General features: G+C 33.1%; 15 protein-coding genes and 5 tRNA genes. 8 read left to right on the top strand and 12 right to left on the bottom strand.

The annotated features are described in order from the left end of the window. Positions 1-7: 7 nt before the first annotated feature. Positions 8-853: an SH3 domain-containing protein gene (locus A0O34_RS03365; protein ID WP_066759469.1), complete on the top strand. Its 846-nt coding sequence runs from the start codon at positions 8-10 to the stop codon at positions 851-853. Between the two features lie 693 nt (positions 854-1546). On the opposite strand, the gene A0O34_RS03360 is transcribed toward A0O34_RS03365, so the two are convergent. The 6 genes from A0O34_RS03360 to A0O34_RS03335 all read right to left on the bottom strand — a co-directional run bounded on the left by A0O34_RS03360 (position 1547) and on the right by A0O34_RS03335 (position 7913). Then, positions 1547-2470: a hypothetical protein gene (locus A0O34_RS03360; protein WP_066751162.1), complete on the bottom strand. Its 924-nt coding sequence runs from the start codon at positions 2468-2470 to the stop codon at positions 1547-1549. Between the two features lie 94 nt (positions 2471-2564). Beyond that, complete coding sequence (locus A0O34_RS03355; protein ID WP_066751159.1) at positions 2565-3677, bottom strand: hypothetical protein; 1113 nt, start codon at positions 3675-3677, stop codon at positions 2565-2567. 266 nt (positions 3678-3943) lie between these two features. After that, positions 3944-4558, bottom strand: a complete 615-nt coding sequence (locus A0O34_RS03350) for a response regulator (RefSeq protein WP_066751156.1) — start codon at positions 4556-4558, stop codon at positions 3944-3946. Further along, positions 4551-7559: a ligand-binding sensor domain-containing protein gene (locus A0O34_RS03345; protein ID WP_066751146.1), complete on the bottom strand. Its 3009-nt coding sequence runs from the start codon at positions 7557-7559 to the stop codon at positions 4551-4553. The genes A0O34_RS03350 and A0O34_RS03345 overlap by 8 nt, the downstream gene beginning before the upstream one ends. A gap of 173 nt (positions 7560-7732) precedes the next feature. Further along, positions 7733-7806, bottom strand: a tRNA-Arg gene (locus A0O34_RS03340). A 32-nt stretch (positions 7807-7838) separates the two neighbouring features. After that, a tRNA-Pro gene (locus A0O34_RS03335) sits at positions 7839-7913 on the bottom strand. A gap of 379 nt (positions 7914-8292) precedes the next feature. On the opposite strand from A0O34_RS03335, the gene A0O34_RS03330 reads away from it, so the two are divergent. Continuing rightward, positions 8293-8622, top strand: a complete 330-nt coding sequence (locus A0O34_RS03330; RefSeq protein ID WP_066751143.1) for a hypothetical protein — start codon at positions 8293-8295, stop codon at positions 8620-8622. A gap of 50 nt (positions 8623-8672) precedes the next feature. On the opposite strand, the gene A0O34_RS03325 is transcribed toward A0O34_RS03330, so the two are convergent. From A0O34_RS03325 to A0O34_RS03315, 3 genes are all read right to left on the bottom strand, one after another. Continuing rightward, positions 8673-8746: transfer RNA gene (locus A0O34_RS03325), tRNA-Arg, on the bottom strand. 32 nt (positions 8747-8778) lie between these two features. After that, positions 8779-8853: transfer RNA gene (locus A0O34_RS03320), tRNA-Pro, on the bottom strand. A 28-nt stretch (positions 8854-8881) separates the two neighbouring features. Then, positions 8882-8966 (bottom strand) — tRNA-Ser (locus A0O34_RS03315). A 136-nt stretch (positions 8967-9102) separates the two neighbouring features. Here A0O34_RS03315 and A0O34_RS03310 point away from each other — a divergent pair. The 5 genes from A0O34_RS03310 to A0O34_RS03290 all read left to right on the top strand — a co-directional run bounded on the left by A0O34_RS03310 (position 9103) and on the right by A0O34_RS03290 (position 14551). Then, positions 9103-10131, top strand: a complete 1029-nt coding sequence (locus A0O34_RS03310; RefSeq protein ID WP_066751140.1) for an N-acetylmuramoyl-L-alanine amidase — start codon at positions 9103-9105, stop codon at positions 10129-10131. Positions 10132-10198: 67 nt separating this feature from the next. Continuing rightward, positions 10199-11599 (top strand): aspartate ammonia-lyase, encoded by a 1401-nt coding sequence (aspA, locus tag A0O34_RS03305; protein WP_066751137.1) that lies wholly within the window; start codon positions 10199-10201, stop codon positions 11597-11599. Between the two features lie 9 nt (positions 11600-11608). Further along, on the top strand, positions 11609-12406 hold the full coding sequence (locus A0O34_RS03300) for a class I SAM-dependent methyltransferase (protein WP_066751134.1): 798 nt from the start codon (positions 11609-11611) through the stop codon (positions 12404-12406). Next, positions 12407-13261, top strand: coding sequence for a glycosyltransferase family 2 protein (locus A0O34_RS03295; RefSeq protein ID WP_066751124.1), 855 nt, complete (start codon positions 12407-12409; stop codon positions 13259-13261). Between the two features lie 219 nt (positions 13262-13480). After that, a complete protein-coding gene (locus A0O34_RS03290) occupies positions 13481-14551 on the top strand; it encodes a hypothetical protein (protein ID WP_066751121.1) in 1071 nt (356 codons plus the stop codon). On the opposite strand, the gene A0O34_RS03285 is transcribed toward A0O34_RS03290, so the two are convergent. The 3 genes from A0O34_RS03285 to A0O34_RS03275 form a co-directional block, all read right to left on the bottom strand. Next, entirely contained in the window at positions 14544-16022 is a 1479-nt protein-coding gene (locus tag A0O34_RS03285; RefSeq protein WP_066751118.1) for a lipopolysaccharide biosynthesis protein, read from the bottom strand. The genes A0O34_RS03290 and A0O34_RS03285 overlap by 8 nt on opposite strands. A 9-nt stretch (positions 16023-16031) precedes the next feature. Next, entirely contained in the window at positions 16032-16826 is a 795-nt protein-coding gene (locus A0O34_RS03280; protein ID WP_066751115.1) for an FkbM family methyltransferase, read from the bottom strand. Positions 16827-17076: 250 nt separating this feature from the next. After that, positions 17077-17742 carry a DUF2461 domain-containing protein gene (locus A0O34_RS03275; RefSeq protein WP_066751112.1) on the bottom strand — a complete coding sequence of 222 codons (666 nt, stop codon included), beginning with the start codon at positions 17740-17742 and terminating at the stop codon, positions 17077-17079. A gap of 274 nt (positions 17743-18016) precedes the next feature. On the opposite strand from A0O34_RS03275, the gene A0O34_RS03270 reads away from it, so the two are divergent. Beyond that, positions 18017-19741 (top strand): DEAD/DEAH box helicase, encoded by a 1725-nt coding sequence (locus A0O34_RS03270; protein ID WP_066751105.1) that lies wholly within the window; start codon positions 18017-18019, stop codon positions 19739-19741. Positions 19742-19776 lie beyond the last annotated feature (35 nt).

The following is a 19776-nucleotide window of genomic DNA, read 5'->3' as shown; positions in this document are numbered from 1 at the left end:
TATTAATATGAAATCTTTATTTACAGTTTTATTTTTATTAATCATTCAATTCTTTTCTGCACAAGACGAGGAAATTTCCTATGCCAACGGAATTTTTAATTTTGAAGAAAATAAAACTCAAAAAATATTCACAGATTGGACAAGAGTAAGACAATCACCAAAGGTCGATGCTCAAATTCTGGATTCTTTGCCAACCAATCAACAGGTTTTGATCATTAAACAAGATGAAACCATTTTGAAATTAGGAGAGCGAAGAGCAAATTGGTACAAAATATTTTATCAAAAAGACGATAAAACCTCAGAAGGTTACATTTGGGGCGGAAATCTTTGTGTAGGTTACAGAAATAAAAACGGTTATGATTTTCTTTTTGGCTTAACGAAAACAATTAACAAAAAAGACAAGCAATATCCTGAAATTATTATTAATCAAAATATCGCTGCTGTAAAAGTAGTCGAAGGAAATACATTAATTGATGAGGTTTCCTTTGATACTGGTTCTGCAGAAAGTTTGAGTTATGGAACGTTTACGATTGAAAGCAATCATAAGCTCAATAATGTTGAATTAACCTTAAAAGCGATGGTTTCCGGTGAAGCTTGCGGAATTGCAAGTTATGATCAATATATTTTATTTAAAAATAAAAAGTTGGTAGCTCTTCCTCAGCTCATGAATGTTGGTGATGCCGATGTTTATTATCACACCGAAGAATTTATTTTTCCAAACGACAAAGGCGGAATTCCAAATGCTTTCATTTTTAAAATGGAAGAAATGGAAAAGGATGATAAAGACAGAGAAAAGAAAAAACGTGCTTCTAAAACATATATTTGGGACGGTAATTCTTATAAACTGAAGTAAATTTCACAAATTAAAATAGCTTGATGATAAAAAAACAAAAGCTCACAAATTTCTTGTGAGTTTTTTAGTAGACTTATTCTTGTTGTACGTACGTTGGATCGGGTTTATTGTTTTTTTTGCATTAGATACTGATAAACAGAACCTGCGATAAACAGAATAAACATGATCAAAAGCGTTCTGCCTATTATCCGGAGTTGATACAATTCAGTAATAAAGAATAATTGACAGGAATATTCATCTTTTCTTGATCGACCTGATATTGAAATTCACCTTGTAAAACATAGAGAAAACAGGCTTGCTCAGTGAGCGGAAAATCGAAATTAAATGATGGTTTCAATGCAATTTTCTGCAGTAGGGTCTTGCCAAACAGAGCGTACTTTTTATAGTCGTTTATTATTTTTCTATTTATTTAGACCGGCAATGAAGTATTTATTTATTAAATATAGGTCATAAAAAATTAATTTTAATAGTTGAATCCGTTTGTTATCGGGACTAATTAGGTGCTTTTTTTAGTGTAAAATAGGATCAACCTATCAAAGTCCTAGGTAGTAGAAACTATCTTCGGACTTTAGTAGTGGTAAAACCGTATAGAAATGAGGGAAATCCACACGATTGAGAGTTTTCACTGTGTTATTAGAATCTTTTTAGCTCAAATATAAAATTGATTAATTGTTAAATGATTTTTAGTTGAAATTAATTTGCGATTTTGTAACCGTACAATGAGCTTACCACAATCTGATACGTAGTGCCGCTGGCTACTGCTGCTACAGCAGCCATACTTATGGTTTCTCCGGCGTTCAGGTAGGTGATGCACGAAACATTTGTTCCTACGAGACTTCCCGGATTATTCTGATAAGACTGCACTAATACATTATTGGGAGTTGTGCTGAAATTTTTTATCAGATAAAGCAGGGCAAAGCTAAATGCAGGATTCCCGGGAAGCGAACCGTTATCAAACTGGGTAGAACCATAAAACATATAGTATCCGTTTGTAGGAGCTGTAAATCGTCCAGTTGAGGTATTTAAGGCATTTCCTGTATTTACCACCATTCCCTGCGGATAAACAATTTCTGTAGCAATATACGGACCGGTGGTGGCGGGCATGGTCTGCCTTGTTGTGGTACTTACCGTGGAAAAAGCATAAGTAGATGCTGCAGCGGGAAGGCTGTCTGAGCTTGAAAGCAAAATCAGTTCCCACGTTGTTCCTGTCGTCAATCCTTTACTTATAAAAAAAGCATAATAACCCGGTGGTACATTGATTGATGCCACACCGGCACCACTCTGATTGTCAATTAATTCACTTCCGTTGGCTGCTACCGAAAAGTTTGCTGTTCCTGTATTTTTAAAATGGTAGGTACGTCCGATGAAATTACCTAATCCGTTGATGGCAGCAGGTAATGTTAAAGTCCCATTACTGCCGCTGCTATATGCAATATAATAATCATCAGCTCCAACCGGCCCGCTTGTAGCTACAGAGCTGTATGCTGCAGCGAATGAGCCGTTTACTGTAAATTTGCTGCCGGGATTTGGCGTGTTAACTCCTACATTTCCAGCCTGTGCAGAAATCAAAACACAGTTTAGAATTGCTAATAATAAGAAAATCAGATTTCTTTTCATACGAAAATATGTTTGTGAAAGTGTTCAACAGAATATTTAAAATAGAATTTGTAACAGTTTACCATTAAATAAAAGTGAGAAGATCAGCTTTATATTAATTCTGGAATTTCACAAAATCAAGATAAAAACTAGGGTTACCTATATTAAAACCTATAGGTACAACACCATTAGTTTTAGCTGCTAATACAGGATAAGTTCCTGGTGCGGGAAAATATAATACCCGGTTCTGGTCTCTTGGACTCATAAAAACGGCAGTACTAGATGTACAATAGCTTTTCCAGACATCTCCAGAACCGTTAATATAGAAAATGTAATCATTACAATCAGAATTAATGGCAATACCAAAACGGAAGAAATACCAACCTTTTGAAGGGATTACTACTGAAACTCCTGTAGATACACCACTTATACCCGTGGGAGCTGTAAAAGGATTGGTTAATGTTCCTGTATAAGGAGTCCAATTATTTGCAAAAGAGGTGGTTGTTGTAGACGACCAGGTTGCCAAACCATTCGCATCACTTGTAAGTACATATCCAAGTTGCTCAGTACCATCCTTGATCTGTAATGCACCGTTTGTTGTCCCATTGTCAATTACAAGTTTAGAATTTGAAGCTCCCGCAGGAAGTACATTGGTACCCACCAGAATCTTTCCTGTTCCGTTGACACTTAGATTATTTCCTGCTGTATCAATGTTGGTTGCCTGAGAAAGTGTGCCGCCTAATCTCACGTCAGTACCAGAGAGAGTAGTACCGTTGCTGGCTGTTATGTTGTTTGAAGAGACCATTTCCCATGTAGAATTAGCTCCTGTAAGACCTGTATTGATTAGTTGTGCGCTCTGATTTGCAGGGACTAAAATGCTTGGGTTTCCGTTGATTATTTCCGGAGCTGCGGCATTTACTGTTATTGTAAAATTTGTGTTGTTTTTGATCGTGTACATTCTTCCTTTGAAATTTCCGGTCCCGCTTATTGCTGTCGGAAGATTAAATACAGCATTCGATGTACCGTTATAAGATACATGGAAATTTGTTGAGGTTAAATTGTAGGGTGTTGTATTTACTGCGCTGTAATTTGCGGCTACAGATCCGTTAATATCCATTGTAGATCCCGGATTTGGAGTGTTTACTCCTACATTTCCTGTCTGTGCAAAAGCAATAGAAGAAATTAGTAATCCTACTACTTTTAATAATGTTGTAAATTTTTTACGCATTTATTAATGTTTTTGTTGTTGAAAATCTTTATTAATCTTTTACCGGAATGAATGGAGCATTAACCGAGGACTTATATGCTCTTTTATAATAATGTAAAATTATAGGAATAGTTCTATAATAAAACTCATATTTTGTAGAATAAAATTAAGAGCCGTGTAGAAAATTTTCTACACGGCTCTTAATAAGTTGATGTTTTTATTTTTGTTGTACAACTTATTTTTCATTATATTTTGAAATCGCTACAACCTAACAAACAGAAAAATAGTTAAGATATATAAGTTTGATAAAGCTTAATAAGATCAGCAAGATTTTTGGTTTTCAATTTATTATGAATTCTTTTTTTGTACGTGCTGATGGTGGTCATTTGGATATTCATGGTATTTGAGATTTCTAAATTCCCATAGCCTTTTACCATTAAGATAAAAATTTCATATTCTCTTTCTGAAAGATTTTTTATGGTATCCGACGGCGATTCCTGCAATAATTGATTGACAATAGCAGACGGATAATAATAACCTTCAGAGAATATTCTGCTCACGGCATCTGAAATCTCATCAACCTTGCTCAGCTTACTGAGATATCCATTAGCGCCTTCTCTTATATACTGTACGGCTATTTCTTCTTCGTAAGCAGAAAATATCAGGATTTTTACATCAGGATCAAGTTCTTTAATTTCGGGGATCATTTTTTTATTTTTCGTCTCCGGCATATTGATATCTAAAATAACAAGGTCATATTTTTGCCTGGAAATCTTTTCCAGTGCTTCGGGATAATCTTCAGCCTGATCAATAATTACGTTGGGTATTCTTGATTCTAAAATTAAGCTCGTACCTGCCAGTACAACGTCGTGATCATCGGCTATAAGAATATATTTAGTCATTTTTTTTATTTGTTAAAATTAATTTGAAAGATGTTCCCTGTAATTTATTTTTTTCGAAGACAATTTTGCTGTTGATCATTTGTAATAATTGCAAAACGAGATGCAGTCCCATCCCATATTTCTGTAATAATAATTTTTCACTTTCAATATTATCCTGTAGCTTGGTGTAGTATTCTATTTTTTTCTCATCCATCCCGATTCCCGTGTCTGATATCAGCAAAATGATATTTTCGTTTTCAAGGGTATTATTGATTGTTATCGTGCCGTTTTTTGTGAATTTTACAGAATTATCAAGCAGATTATGAAGTATCACAGCCAATATGTTTTTACTGATCTGTGTCTGTAAAAACGGGTTTACATTATTGATAATTGCAGTATTGTCATTCTCTGCAATGGTGCTAAAAAGTATTCTTTTTTCTTCAATAAGCTGATAAAGAGAATAAAATTCTGTTTTATCTTCCCGATGACTGTAAATATCTGCGTATTCTTTCAACGTAATGGTGAAATTATACAACTGGTCCGATGATTTATAAATAGAATGAAGGATTTTTTCTGTAAGTTTTTGGTCAAATTCTTCTTTTTCTAAAATTTCTTTTGCGGTATGAGCAATAAATTTTATCGGAGTTGTAATATCATGGGTAATGGTGCCGATGAGCTTTTTTTGCTGTTCGATCTCTTTATGAAGCCGTATTTTTGTAGTTTCTAATTTTTCTACCGTATCAGAAAGTTTTTTTGTACGCAGATTAATAACCCGTTCCAGCTCATAATTTTTTTTCTTAAGAAAGCTTAATCTCCATTTTACTAAAAAATATAATAAGAATGATAATATCAAAAAGATTATTATTTTAAACCAAAAAGTCTGATAAAAATAAGGAGGAATAATGATATTCACTTTTTTATAGATAAATTTTCCGGTATCAGAAACAAGGATTCTTACTGTAAGAATGTGGTTTCCGTATCCAAGGTTTGAAATTGAAAATTTTCTTTCCTTTCCGATAAGCTGCCATTTCTTTTGAGGGTTACCGCTTAGTTTTGCCTGTATCACCATATTATCAGGATTTGCAAAATACGGAGCATCAATAAATATCTCAATACGGTCAGATTCCTGATCCAAATACAAATTATTCTTAAAATAAAGCTCCTGATTATCAACGAGACATCTTTCAACGTATAGATTTTCAGGATAATAGCTTTTAATTTTTAAAGGATCAAAAAACACAAGTCCATCTAATGAAGGAAGCACAAATTCTCCATTTTCCAGCTTTGCGGAACATACATTACTGCCACCGTTAAACTCATTGGTATTAAAACCCGAATCTTTTGAAAATCTATAATAATTTACTTTAAAGCTTTGATCTTGGGCATATTTTAAAAGTTGACTTTCCAATACTTTATAAAGTCCGTTATTGGTAGGTATCCAAAAAAAACCGTTGCTATCTTCTAAAATTGTATGTGCCGAGGAAATATTGTCGTTACTGTCACGGGGCATTTTAATAAGGCGATCGTTTTTGAGTAAATAAAAGCCTTTCCCTAACGTTGTTATCCAGAAATTACCATTTTTTGACTTTATAATATTTCGGATTGATATTTCGTCCGTGCCGATCAGGTGCGCCTTATTTGTAATGAGTGATACTTTATACAGTCCTTTTATAGTACCAACCAGCATATTATCCCGATTAATCCTGAGAAATCTTGTAGGCTCATCATTAAATATGATCTTTTTTTCTAACGAATTGAAAGATGTATCCTTGTACACGGCAAGCATTCCGTAAAACTGATTGGTGCCATTTTTTCCGGGTTTTACAATGATTGCATAATATCTGTTTTCATCGTAAAAAAAACCGTTTATAAAAAAATCTTTTATCGGAAGAGAAATAAAATTTTTGTAAGAACTTTCCTTTTTATAGATCATTGCATGACCTTCATTCCGGACAATAATGTTTCTATTTTGATCATAATCCATAAAAAACGGACTAGTATCTTTAAATTTTTTATCGGTTATAAAACCATTCCGGTCATAGACTTCTCCCCAATACGTAATGACTGAAGAAGAACTGAAGGGGAGCAAAGAATAAAAAATAGAGTGCGATTTTGGACTTTTTATGGCAGTAAATTCTGAAAAACTAATAATCTGCAGACCATCTGTACTGCTTCCCAGATAAAGCTTTTTGTAAAATTCATCATAATATATGCTGATAAGATTATCTTTTTTTATATTATTACTCATCTGCATGAGCGGAGTTATTTTTAACTGTCCGGTTTCATAACGGCACGTGTAGAGTGTATTTTCATTAAGAATAAAAACCTGATTATTGATCTGATTCCAGAAAATTTTACTTTTACGGTCAGTAAGTAACGGGATATGGTAAGAATTTATAATGTTGTCCTCTTCGATTTGTTTGACTTTTTGATTCCTGATATCTAAAAAAAATACAGATTCATTAATCGCAAAAATCCTGGGAATATTTTCATGAAACGGGTTTATTTTCAGCTTTTCCTCGGTCTTTGTGTGATAAGATTTATATAATAAAAAGTTTTCTTTTAAATAATACATTCCTTTTTTGAGCTTCATATAATAGTTTACGGGAACTACACCGTAGCTGTAATTGGAAGAATATAAGAAATACTCGATATTATCTTTAGAAATAAAATTCTGATTTTTTTTGTTATTTTCATAAACAGTCGGTTTTTTCTCATGCAATAAAATAATTCTACCATAGCCGCCGGTAGAAAAAATACTGTCTTTATCAGGAGATCCGTAAAAATAGGTGAAACGTTGGCTATTCAACGGAAAATTTTTGTAGACCAGGAAATTAGCCCCGTCATATCTCACAATTCCGTTTTCGGTTGTGATCCAGAGAAAACCGTATTTATCTTTTATGATATCTTTTACGCTATTCTGCGGAAGCCCATTATCAGTATTATATAACTGGATGTTATACTGTTGACTATAAACTTTAAAACAGGCAAGCAAAAAAATGAGAAATATATGTTTATGCAAATCTTATAGTTTAAGATTAAGCAAAGATATAACGGAATAAAATGTAATAAAACAACTGTAAACAAATTTAGACTATTTTTAAATAATTTTAGATAGATAAATATAATTTATAAATTTTGCTGCTTATTAATGATCTATAAAAAAACTCACAATGAAAATTGTGAGTTTTTTTGTGAGCGCGTCAGGATTCGAACCTGAGACCGTCTGCTTAGAAGGCAGATGCTCTATCCAGCTGAGCTACGCACCCATTAAATAATTTTGAGAAAACTATTAAAACAGTCGGGGCGGCAGGATTCGAACCTGCGACCTCCTGGTCCCAAACCAGGCGCGATGACCGGACTACGCTACGCCCCGATTAGCCATCTAAAACAACGAATATTACCTTGTTTTTTGTGGGTGCAAATGTATAGTTTTTTTTTCAATTATAAAAATAAAATTTCAATAAAATAGCTAACGTCTTAAAAATGAAACAATTTTTCTTTTTATTAACTTTAACCATAGCTAATAATAACAATGAAATTTCAAAAATAAGTGCTTTTAAGAGACTGCTTATTTTTATAGCATTAAGCGCCTTTTTACCTTTTTCTACTCAAAAAAATTAATACGATTAATAATTTTAAAGAGAATGTAGGAGTCAAGATCTTTAATGAAAGCTTTCAATTGAAAATTAATGAAAAAAGAAAATTATTTTTTAAAAAAATATATTAGTATAAAACAGTATTTTTAATTAATAATGAAATACCAGAAATTTAATTACACAAATAAGTCAGAAATTGAGCAAATGCTAAATGATGGTCATAATGTTTCCAAACTTATTATCGGTGCTGTAAATGGTGTCGACGATCAGCTGTGGTTGGAAGAGCTTTGTACTAAATATATTCTGAATGAAGATTTCGGCATAGCCCGAACAGCAATATATGGAGTAGGTGATATTGCTAGGATTTATGGCAAAGTATTAAATTTCGAAATAATAAAAGAAAAATTTGCCCAAATTCAGGATCAAAGATTGAAATATGTAATTCAGGATGTGGAAGATGATTTTAAAATATTTTTAAAAGAATAAAAAAGGCTTAAAAACAAAAAGACTCACAATTAAAATTGTGAGTCTTTTTGTGAGCGCGTCAGGATTCGAACCTGAGACCGTCTGCTTAGAAGGCAGATGCTCTATCCAGCTGAGCTACGCACCCATTGAATAGTTTTGAGAAAACTATTAAAACAGTCGGGGCGGCAGGATTCGAACCTGCGACCTCCTGGTCCCAAACCAGGCGCGATGACCGGACTACGCTACGCCCCGAATATAATTATAAGGTAAAGAAAAAATGCGGAGGGTAAGGGATTCGAACCCTTGCGACACTTTCGCGTCGACAGTTTAGCAAACTGCTCCATTAACCACTCTGGCAACCCTCCTTTTTTCTTTAATTTTTAATGATCGTTGTTCTGTTATTGCGAGTGCAAATATAGAATAGATTTCTTTATTTACCAAATATTTTTCAAGAAAAATTTGCGTATTTTTGAGCTGATAAATGATTAAAAAAATAGACCAATGCGTAAAACATTATATATCATCGGATTAAGTGCTTTCGTTTTTTCGTGTACTCCACAACAAAATGCGAAAAAAAGTTCTTACAAACCGAAAAGCCCAGTATCACAGCCAAAAACTGCAATAAAAACACAAACTCCTGAAAAACCAAAACCACAGATTACAAATGATCATGGTGTAGAATTTTTTACTACAAATATTGCAGATGCAACTAAAAATGATAACACCGCAAGTTACGGTTCTATCGTTTCAGCAAAACCTGCAGGATATAAAGTAGTGAAAACGTATTTCCCTGCAATCGCCCAAAACTTCAGACAGAGGTATCTTATCTTACATTATACGGCGTTACCGGATGAAAAATCGATAACTGTGCTTAGTCAGCAGGCTGTAAGTGCACATTATTTGGTGAATAATACAGGAGATAACGAGATCTATCAATTAGTAGATGAGAATAAGCGTTCTTATCACGCCGGAGTAAGCTCTTGGAGAAATGATAAAAATCTTAATGATACTTCTATCGGAATTGAAATCGTAAATGCAGGTTACACTGCAGATGCAACAGGAAAGAAATTATTCGTTCCTTTCAGCGATGATCAGGTGAAAAAAGTGGCTGCTTTGGCAAAAGATATTATTACGAGATACCAGATTCCTGCGACGAATGTGTTGGCACATTCAGATATTGCGCCTACAAGAAAACAGGATCCGGGACCTTTTTTTCCATGGAAAAAGCTTTATGATCAGTATCAAATAGGAATGTGGTACGATGAAGCTTCAAAACAAAGCTATTATGATTTGGCGACCTCTACAGATTTTACTGCAAAATACAATGATCCGGCATTTATTTCAAGTGTTCAGACTCAATTGCAAAAATTTGGATATGGATTAGATCTAAGTGGAAAATGGGACGATGGTACCAAAAAAACAATTGAAGCCTTTCAATATCATTTCCGTCCGCAAAACTATGATGGAATCATGGATGCCGAAACATGGTCGATATTACAAGCTTTAAGTCTAAAATACCCTGTAAAATAAATATAAAGCGCATCGGTATGATGCGTTTTTGCTATATTTAAAACTATAAAAATTTAAAAAATCTGTAATGGAAAATTTCAGAAAAGAAAGTGATCTATTAGGTGAACTCTATGTTCCCGTGGATGCTTATTATGGAGTTCAGACCCAAAGAGCGATTGATAATTTCAAAATTTCGGGACAATTGCTTTCTTCATACCCCGATTTCATTAGGGGATTGGCTTTTGTGAAAAAAGCAGCAGCTAAAACCAATTATGAATTAGGTTTGCTTGATGAAGAATTATATTTCAAAATTGCTGAAACTTGTGACGAATTAATTTCAGGGCAACTTCACGACCAATTTCCTGTAGACATGATTCAGGGTGGGGCGGGAACTTCGATCAACATGAATGCAAACGAAGTAATTGCCAATAGAGTGTTGGAAAAATTAGGTAAAAATAAAGGTGAATACGAATTTTGTTCGCCAAACGATCATATCAACCTTTCACAATCAACAAACGATGCATATCCTACTGCTATAAAAATGGGATTATTGCAGATGAATATTGGATTGGTAGACAGGCTTCAAAAAATTGTTGAAGCTTTCCGTGCGAAAGGAGAGGAGTTTCAGGATGTCATTAAAATGGGAAGAACCCAGCTTCAGGATGCTGTTCCAATGACGATGGGACAAGAATTTGAAGCGTTTGCAGCCAATTTGGAAGAAGATATTTCTAAATTAAACAGCAACGCAGATCTTTTTGTTGAAGTGAACATGGGAGCTACAGCAATCGGAACAGGAATTAACGCCCCGGTTGGGTATGCAACACTTTGTGCTAAAAATTTAACTCAAATTACAGGTTTTCCAATCGTTTCAGCGCCAAATTTGGTTGAAGCTACACCAGATACAGGTGCTTATGTGATTTATTCTTCAGCAATGAAGCGTCTTGCCGTGAAATTATCAAAGATTTGTAATGATTTGAGATTGCTTTCTTCCGGGCCCAGAGCCGGATTGTTCGAAATTAATTTACCTCCAATGCAGCCGGGATCTTCAATTATGCCAGGGAAAGTGAATCCTGTAATTCCGGAAGTGGTTAATCAGGTTTGTTATAAGGTAATTGGAAATGATTTAACGGTGACTTTTGCAGCAGAAGCTGGTCAGTTACAGTTAAATGTAATGGAGCCCGTTCTTTCTCATGCAATTATGGAAAACATTAATTTCCTTTGCAATGCTTTAGATACATTGCGTGACAAATGTGTGGTTGGAATCACTGCAAACAAAGAAGTGTGCTTAAATATGGTTAAACACAGCATCGGAATTGTTACAGCTCTTAATCCATACATCGGTTACAAACAGTCTACACAGATTGCAAAAGAATCGTTGGAAACAGGAAATAGTGTATATAATTTAGTGTTGGAAAAAGGATTGCTTTCCCAAGAAAAATTGGATGAAATCCTTGATCCTAAAAACATGCTGAAACCTCATAATAAATAAATATTTTCTGTGAGTAAGATCAACAAAACTGTCAAAGCATTACAAAATATAGCTCAGGATCCAAGCTTGCTTAACTTGGTGCTTAACGACAGAAATGTAAAGAAAAAAGAATTTCTTAAAAAATATCCTCATTTGGAAACCCTTCCTCAGATCAATCTTCTTGATCTGAGTGGAGGATCTTTTGATGAAACCATTGATTTATGCTTTCTGGATGGAGGTTCAATTCCAACAGATTTGGCCTTGTTAAAGACTTTAGCAAAAGGAAAGAAAAGCTATTTTGAAATCGGAACATGGAGAGGAGAAAGTGTTTGGAATGTTGCAAAAGTGATTAATGATTGCACAACTTTTAACCTTTCAGAAAAAGACTTGTTGGAACTCGGTGTAGATAAAAAATATGCCGACCTTCATGGAATTATTTCCAAAAAAAATCCTGAAATCCTTCATTTAGAAGGAAACTCAAAAACGTTTGATTTCGGAAGCTTAAATAAAAAATACGACCTTATTTTCATCGACGGAGATCATTGCTATGAAATGGTAAAAAACGATACTGAAAAGGTTTTCCAACATCTTGTACATGAAAATACGGTGGTTGTTTGGCATGATTACGCCTTTAATCCTGAAAAGGTCAGATATGAAGTTTTTCAGGGGATTTTGGATGGTTTACCTAAAAATTTTCATCAAAACTTATATCATGTAGCCAATTCGATGTGTGCGGTTTTTATTAAAGGTGATTTTAAAACCAAAGCTTTTGAAAGTTTACAGGAACCTGAGTTTTTATTTGAAGTAAATTTGAAAATAAAAAAATAGGTGAAATTTTTAATTATCATTCCTGCACATAACGAAGAAGATAATCTTTCATTTACTTTAAATTCTTTACAACAGCAAAGTTTTAAGGATTATAAAATTGTGGTTGTTAATGATGGTTCAACGGACCAGACCTCTGAAATTATCAAAAAATATACAGATCAGGATTCTCGTTTTGAAACCATAAATCTTCAAAAATCAGCACATCAACCGGGCTCAAAAGTGGTTAACGCTTTTAAAAATGGGTTAAAAACTCAAAATATAAATGAGTTTGACATTATTTGTAAGTTTGATGCAGATATTATTTTGCCTGAAAATTATCTTGAAATTATAGAGAAATCCTTTCAAAATAACCCTAAAAATGGTTTGATTGGAGGACTTTTATACATCGAAAAAAATGGAGAATGGATATATGAAGGGAATTCAAATAAACATCATGTAAGAGGCCCGATGAAGGCTTATCGAAAGGAATGTTTCATCGAAATCGGAGGGTTAAGGGAAACATTAGGCTGGGATAATATTGATTCTATTTTGCTTGAAAATTTAGGCTGGAAAGAAGTCGTTTTACCCGAATTACAGGTGAAATTAATTAAAGTAAAAGGCGCAGATTATACCGTAAAAGAATCTGATTATTACGGGAGATATTTTTATTTTCTGGGCTTAAAAAGATTTCTGGCTTACGTCGCGTCTTCCAAAGAAGCAATGAAAAGCAAATCAATTCCATTTTTCTTCCAAATTATTAAGTCTTACGAAAATTGCAGATCAAAAAAATTGGAACTGAAAATTACTAAAGACGAACAGAAAATCATCAACGACAAACGTTGGGAAGCTTTGAAAAAAAAGTGGTTAAGGATTTAGTTAAATAGTTAAGCATAAAGTTTGTCATTCTGTAGGAATCTAATCCCAATTATAAAAGGCATTGTAGAGATGCTTCCAGCATGACAAAGATGATGTAAAGAAGAATTACTGTTTATATATTTGTCTCAAGTGTTTTTTGCATTAAAAATATCAATAGGAATGGGCTTTAGCCCGTTTAATAAATCAAGAAAAATCAGTTGGCTTTAGCCAAAACTTAAAGTGAAAAAAATAGCCTACATAGAAATAGACACTCACGCAGAAATTGCTCAGGATTTTATTGAAATCATGCAGAATTCGAATGAATTTGAAGTAGATTATTATTTTTCGCAAAGAATTAGAAATCAGATAAAAGAATCAAGAGAAAATATATTTCTGTCCGATAGTTCAATGATTATGGATCAGTTGAAAATTAAAAAATACGACCTGATTATTATCGGAACTGTTCATCGCTATTTCAACACATTTCAAGCTGTTACAAATAAATTTAATGCGGCAATTATAGTTCATAATATTAATTTCACCAATATTTCAAAATCTGATTTAATTAAAAATATCTTGAAAAAAGATCTGATTTACAGATTAAAATTATGGTGGAAAGAAGGGCTTTTTTATTCTTCAAAAGTTTATAAGAAGGCGAAAAATTTATTGGTCTTAGATCAGGAATTAGCTTCTGAAAAATATAAATTTCTTCCTCTTTTTTACACTAAACATGTTCAAAATTCAGAGAATAAAGTGTTGAAAATAGTTATTCCCGGAGGTGTTTCTCAAATGAGACGAGATTACAAAAGAGTATTTTCAAATATAAGAAAATGGGAATACGATTTAAAAAATAATTCAAATTTAGAAAACAAATTAATTGAATTTATATTTCTGGGAAAAGCTGACGGAAATGAATTACGCGAAATTATTGATCTGGAAAAATCGTTAGAACAAATTAATATCACCTACTTTTCAGAACGTATTTCTCAAAATGATTTTGAAAAATGGATGAGTGAAGCAGATGTTTTATGGTGTCCGATTCAGCAGGAAACTGAGTTTTTCAGCCAAAAAGAAATCTACGGAACAACTAAAATGACAGGCAATCTTGGCGATGCGATCAAGTATGGCAAATTGGCTATTTTTCCTAAAAATTATCCATCAAAACTAGATTTCATCATTCCTGAGAACGATAATTTAATGGAACAGTTTATCCAACTGAAAAATATTAACTTCGATTTTCAGAAAAACTATAACAAAAAATTGGTTCAGGAGAATCTAAAAAATATTTTAAATCAATTAATTACTACTTGATTTTAAAAACACTTTTTATAAATCTGATATTTAAATAATCTTCAATTGGGAAGATTTTAGTGAAATAATTTCCAATATAAATTAATACTAAAACAACGGTCGGTTTGTAGATTAAATTGATGAAGTTATTATCAAAAGTAGGCAACACAATCGCAACAGTTATCGCTAAAGTACAGATAATCGAAACGAAAATCATTTCAATCGTCAACGGAGAAACTTTAAAGACAACATAATTAAAAATGATTTTAATAACGTTGTAAGTTGTAAGTGAAATTGCTGTAGATAAGGCAATTCCGATCAATTTTAAATCTGTGTTTTTAATGAAATAAAGATTCAGCCCAATTGTTAATCCCGCCAATAAAAGCATAACTAAAATATTAAAACGATAATATTTAGAAAGTGAAATAATATTTCCGTTGAATCCTGTCGCAAGGTCAACTAAAACTGCAGAACCCCAGATCCAAACTACGGGTTCGTATTCTCTCAGCATTGTCCCGTTCTTAGGCATAAACTGCGTTAAAAAAGGAAATCCGACCATGATGCATGAGAACAAAACGGCACCTAAAAAATATAAGGATAAAGACGTTTTTTTGTGAAATCTATCCAGTTCTTCCATATCTCCATCTGCCAATGTTTTATTGATAATTGGCGCAGAAATATTAAATAATCCCAATTGGGGAATAGATATTAAAGAAATAAGAGCGTATAAAACCGAGTAAATTCCGACTTCTTCCATTCCTAGATATTCTCCAATCATAAAGCTGTTAATAGCTAAATAATTTCCGAATGTTCCTAGAAATCCAAAAAAACTATAATTAAAAAACTCTTTCCAGAAATTATTTTTCTTAAAATAATCTGTGTTGAAATCGAGTTGTATTTTTTCTAATTTATTGGTGTAATAAATGTAACCGAAAAGCATTAAAGTGAAAATCCCAAAGAAAAAAGCAAATGCAACTTTCTGTGAAAAAGCAAAATAAAAGAATAAACAAAATGCTCCTAAATTGGCTATTTTCGGAAAAAGGTTATCAAAAATATTAGAAACAACGATTCTTTTGTAGTTAGAAGTATATTTATTAAAGATCGCGCAAAAGGAAAGAATTAATATCAACGGAAGAATCATTTCTTTGTTCTTCCACGCTTCTGAAAGTCTAAATTTTGGATAAAAATAGGGGAGAACAAAAAATATTACACTGAATACAACAAAATTAATAAGAACAGTAAGCAAAGAAAGCGAAAGCATATTCTGTTTTTTACCATCTTTTTCTACGGTGTGAAAAAATTTCACATTAGAATAAGAAATTCCTAAAACAACAAAAGGAACCAGCATTTCAGCTGCAGGAAGGATGTAGCGCAATTTTCCGTAAAATTCAAAATCATAAGGGAAAATGAAAATTGCAGAAATTGTACCCAACAAAAAACCAATATAACCGATAATGGAATATTTGAAGCCTTGCCTTGCTACTACGCTCATAATTATATTTTAAAGGTTTTTAGGTATAAAAATAATGTTGTTGATGTATTCCGTTTTATTTTTTTCGTCGTTGGTGTTTTTTGTTAGAATTTCTTCAGTCAGTTTTTCAAGCTCAAAATTGTGTCTGTTCAGATATTTTGCTTCATATCCCCAGCTTTCAACTTCAGAAATTTCATTCCAGATGGGTTTGTCGTGGTGTCTTTGTTCCATCTCAACCATTAAAGTAGGTGAAAACTGTTGAATGGTTTTCTTTGCTCCTAAAAGCGTTTTCATTTCATTTCCCTCAACATCTATTTTAATGAAATCCAGTCTGTTGAAGTGTTCGATTGCAGCCCAATCATCCAATTTGATGACCTTTACTTTTTCAGTATAGCTCTTTTCTTCGCCTTTTTCTTTATATAAAGTGTTCAGCGTTCCTCGGGACGCGATCATCTTACCATTGATAATGGGAACTTTAAACTCGGCAGTTGTATTTTCGTCAGAAAGTGCCAAAGGAAAAACGTTTATTCTCGGGAATAATCTTTTCAGGCGGCGGTACAGTTTTTTGTTGGGTTCAAAAGCATAAATATGGTTATGATCCAACTTGTTTTCCAGCTGATAGAGGAAGGTTCCAACGTTGGCTCCGATATCAAGAATGACTGCTTTTTTTGGCAAATATTCTTTGATCCAGACCAATTCTGGTTCTACATTACGAGCCGAAAAATTATCTTTATTAAGATGGTTTAAGGTCTTAAAATATCTTTTTTTATAGAAATTCGGACTAATATATTGTAGTTTTTCTGCAATTCTTTGGTATAAAGACATCCTGAGTTTTTTGACGATCAGCAAAGGTAAGCAAAAATGTTAAACTAATGTTAAATTTGTTTGATTGTAATGAGTTGATTATCAGTGTTTAATTTTAGAACAAAATAATTTAATGTATCAATAAATTATGGGAAATCCTTCGACTTCGCTCAGGATGACATCGCTAATACTAAGTGTATTATTTAATTAACAGAATAATTTGCCAGTGTCATCCTGAGCGAAGTCGAAGGATCTATGATCTATTTATAAGTTAAAGAAACGGCGTATTCAAAAAATCATTAAAAGGTTTCATGACTTTAAAAATCTCTGACATATTTTTCGCTGCATTTTCATCTAAAACCTCTTCGTCTTTCAAATTATAAACCACAATGAAGCTTTTTAATTTTAAGTATTCACCCATCGGATCTTCTTTTTCAAAACCTTGAGGAACTTTTTTCAACTTGTCGTCTTGGTCTAATTCCGGGAAGTGTTTTTTGAAATCTTTATTGTTGATAATTTTAATGAAATCGTCTCCATATAAAGAAATTTCTTTTCTTACTTCTTTCAAAACAGAAGATTCAGGCATATAGATTCCGCCTGCTAGAAATGATTTTCCGGGTTCTATGTGAAGATAGTATCCGCCTTTTTGGCTTCCTTTCCCCATTCCTAACGAAGCTCCGAAATTGGTTTTGTAGGGGATTTTATCCTTTGAGAATCTCGTATCTCTATAAATTCTGAATAATGCTTTTTTAGGATCTAATTTTGCCAGCTCTTCATCAAATTCTCCCATTTTATTGATAAGCTCTTCAAGAAAAGAAATTACATTTTGCTGAGATTCTGTGTAAAGGTTTTTGTTTTCATTAAACCATTCACGATTGTTGTTTTTAGTCAATTTTTTGATGAAATCGAAAGTTTTTGTAGAAATGTTAGCGGACATGTTTTTATTTTAAATCAAATTTAATTAAATCTCTTTTATACGCCAAATAATATATTTTTTTAATGATTCACAATTATTTAACTCGATAACAAATAATTTAATAATCGCCTTCTTGATTGAGATTTCGTTGCATTAAAAATAAAAATTTTATGGTTTTTCTGTTTAAATTTTAAATTATTTATGGTTTTGGAAATTAAAATTATTAATTCCGTAATATTATATAAAAAGAAATTCAAATATTTATTGTATATTTGCAGAAATTTTATAATATTTAATGAATTTATTTACGGAGTCCAATTTAAGTCCTGACATTCTTAAGGCAGTTGGCGAACTGGGTTATGAAAGCCCAACAGAAATCCAAAAACAGACTATCCCTTTTATTCTTTCAGATATTCGCGACTTGATCGCACTTGCGCAAACAGGGACAGGCAAAACAGCAGCGTTTTCGCTTCCGATTTTGGATATGATTGACGATACGAGTCGCAAAATCCAATTTTTGGTGCTTTGTCCGACACGAGAACTATGTCTTCAGATTTCTAAAGACATAAAAAATTACTCCAAATACATGAAAGACATCAAAACTACAGCAGTTTACGGTGGAAGCAGTATTATGGACCAAATTAGATCTCTAAAGGATAAGCCACAGATTATTGTAGGTACTCCAGGAAGAGTTATCGACCTTATCAACAGAAAAGCACTAGACTTTTCTGCTATTCATTGGTTAGTTTTAGACGAAGCTGATGAAATGCTTTCAATGGGTTTCAAAGACGAATTGGAAACAATTTTGAGAGAAACTCCTGAAACAAAACAAACTTTCTTATTCTCTGCAACGATGAATAAAGAAGTGGAAAGAATTTCTAAAAATTATCTTACAAAACCACACCGTATTTCTGTGGGTTCTATTAACGAGGTTAAGAAGAACATCAAACATGAATATTACGTTGTTGGGTACCGTAACAAAAAAGAAGCTCTTAAGAGATTAATTGATGCAAACCCTAACCAGTATTCAATTTTGTTCTGTAGAACAAGAATGGAGACTCAGGAAGTTGCAGATTTCTTAATGCAGAACGGTTACGCAGCTGATGCTCTTCACGGAGATCTTTCTCAAGCGCAGAGAGATACTGTAATGAAGAAATTCAGATTGAAAAACATCGATATTTTGGTTGCAACAGATGTTGCGGCGAGAGGATTGGATGTGGATTCACTAACTCACGTTATCCATTATTCTTTACCTGATGATCCTGAAGTATTCGTTCACAGAAGTGGAAGAACAGGTAGAGCAGGAAAAGACGGGATTTCAATCTCTTTAATCAAGCCTGAAGAAAGCAGAAAATTAAAGCAGATAAAATCTACAACGAAAATTGATATCGTTGAAAAATTTATACCAACAGGAGCAGAGGTTATCAAAGCTCAGGTTGGAGGAGTTTTCGAAAAGTTATTGACAGTGCATGAAGATATATTTGAATTTGATGATAGCTTGATCCCGGATCTAAGCGCGTTCACAAAGGAAGAATTGGTACACAAATTATTGCAGTTCCAATTGAAAGATCTTGCATTGTACTACAAAGATAAACATGATCTTGTTGACCAGAAATTCAGCAACAGAGATGATGACTATCCTAGAAGAGACAGAGATAGAGGTCGTGATAGAGACAGAGATAGAGGAGGAAGAGATCGCGATACTAGAAGCAGCGGAGATAGAGACAGAGGAGGAAGAGAACGCAGTGGAAAACCTAGGAGAAAGAATGAAGATATGGTAAGATTCTTCTTCAACTTGGGCAAGAAAGATCAATTGAAAAAATTAGATGTTTTAGATATTATCAACAAAGCGACTACTCCTGCAGAAGGTAGTAAGAAAAGAGCCGAAATTGGTGACATTGAAATTTTAGAGAAATTCTCTTTCTTTGAAATAGAAAAATCATTTAAAGGAGAGCTTTTGAATAATATTGCATCAATGAAATTCAAAGGAAAAGATATGAGAGCTGAAGAGGCGAATTAACACTCATTCTAAACTATATAAAACCGGCATCAAAG

The organism is Chryseobacterium glaciei, assembly GCF_001648155.1.
GTDB classification, from domain to species: Bacteria; Bacteroidota; Bacteroidia; order Flavobacteriales; family Weeksellaceae; genus Chryseobacterium; species Chryseobacterium glaciei.
This window is presented reverse-complemented; position numbering and strand designations above follow the sequence as displayed.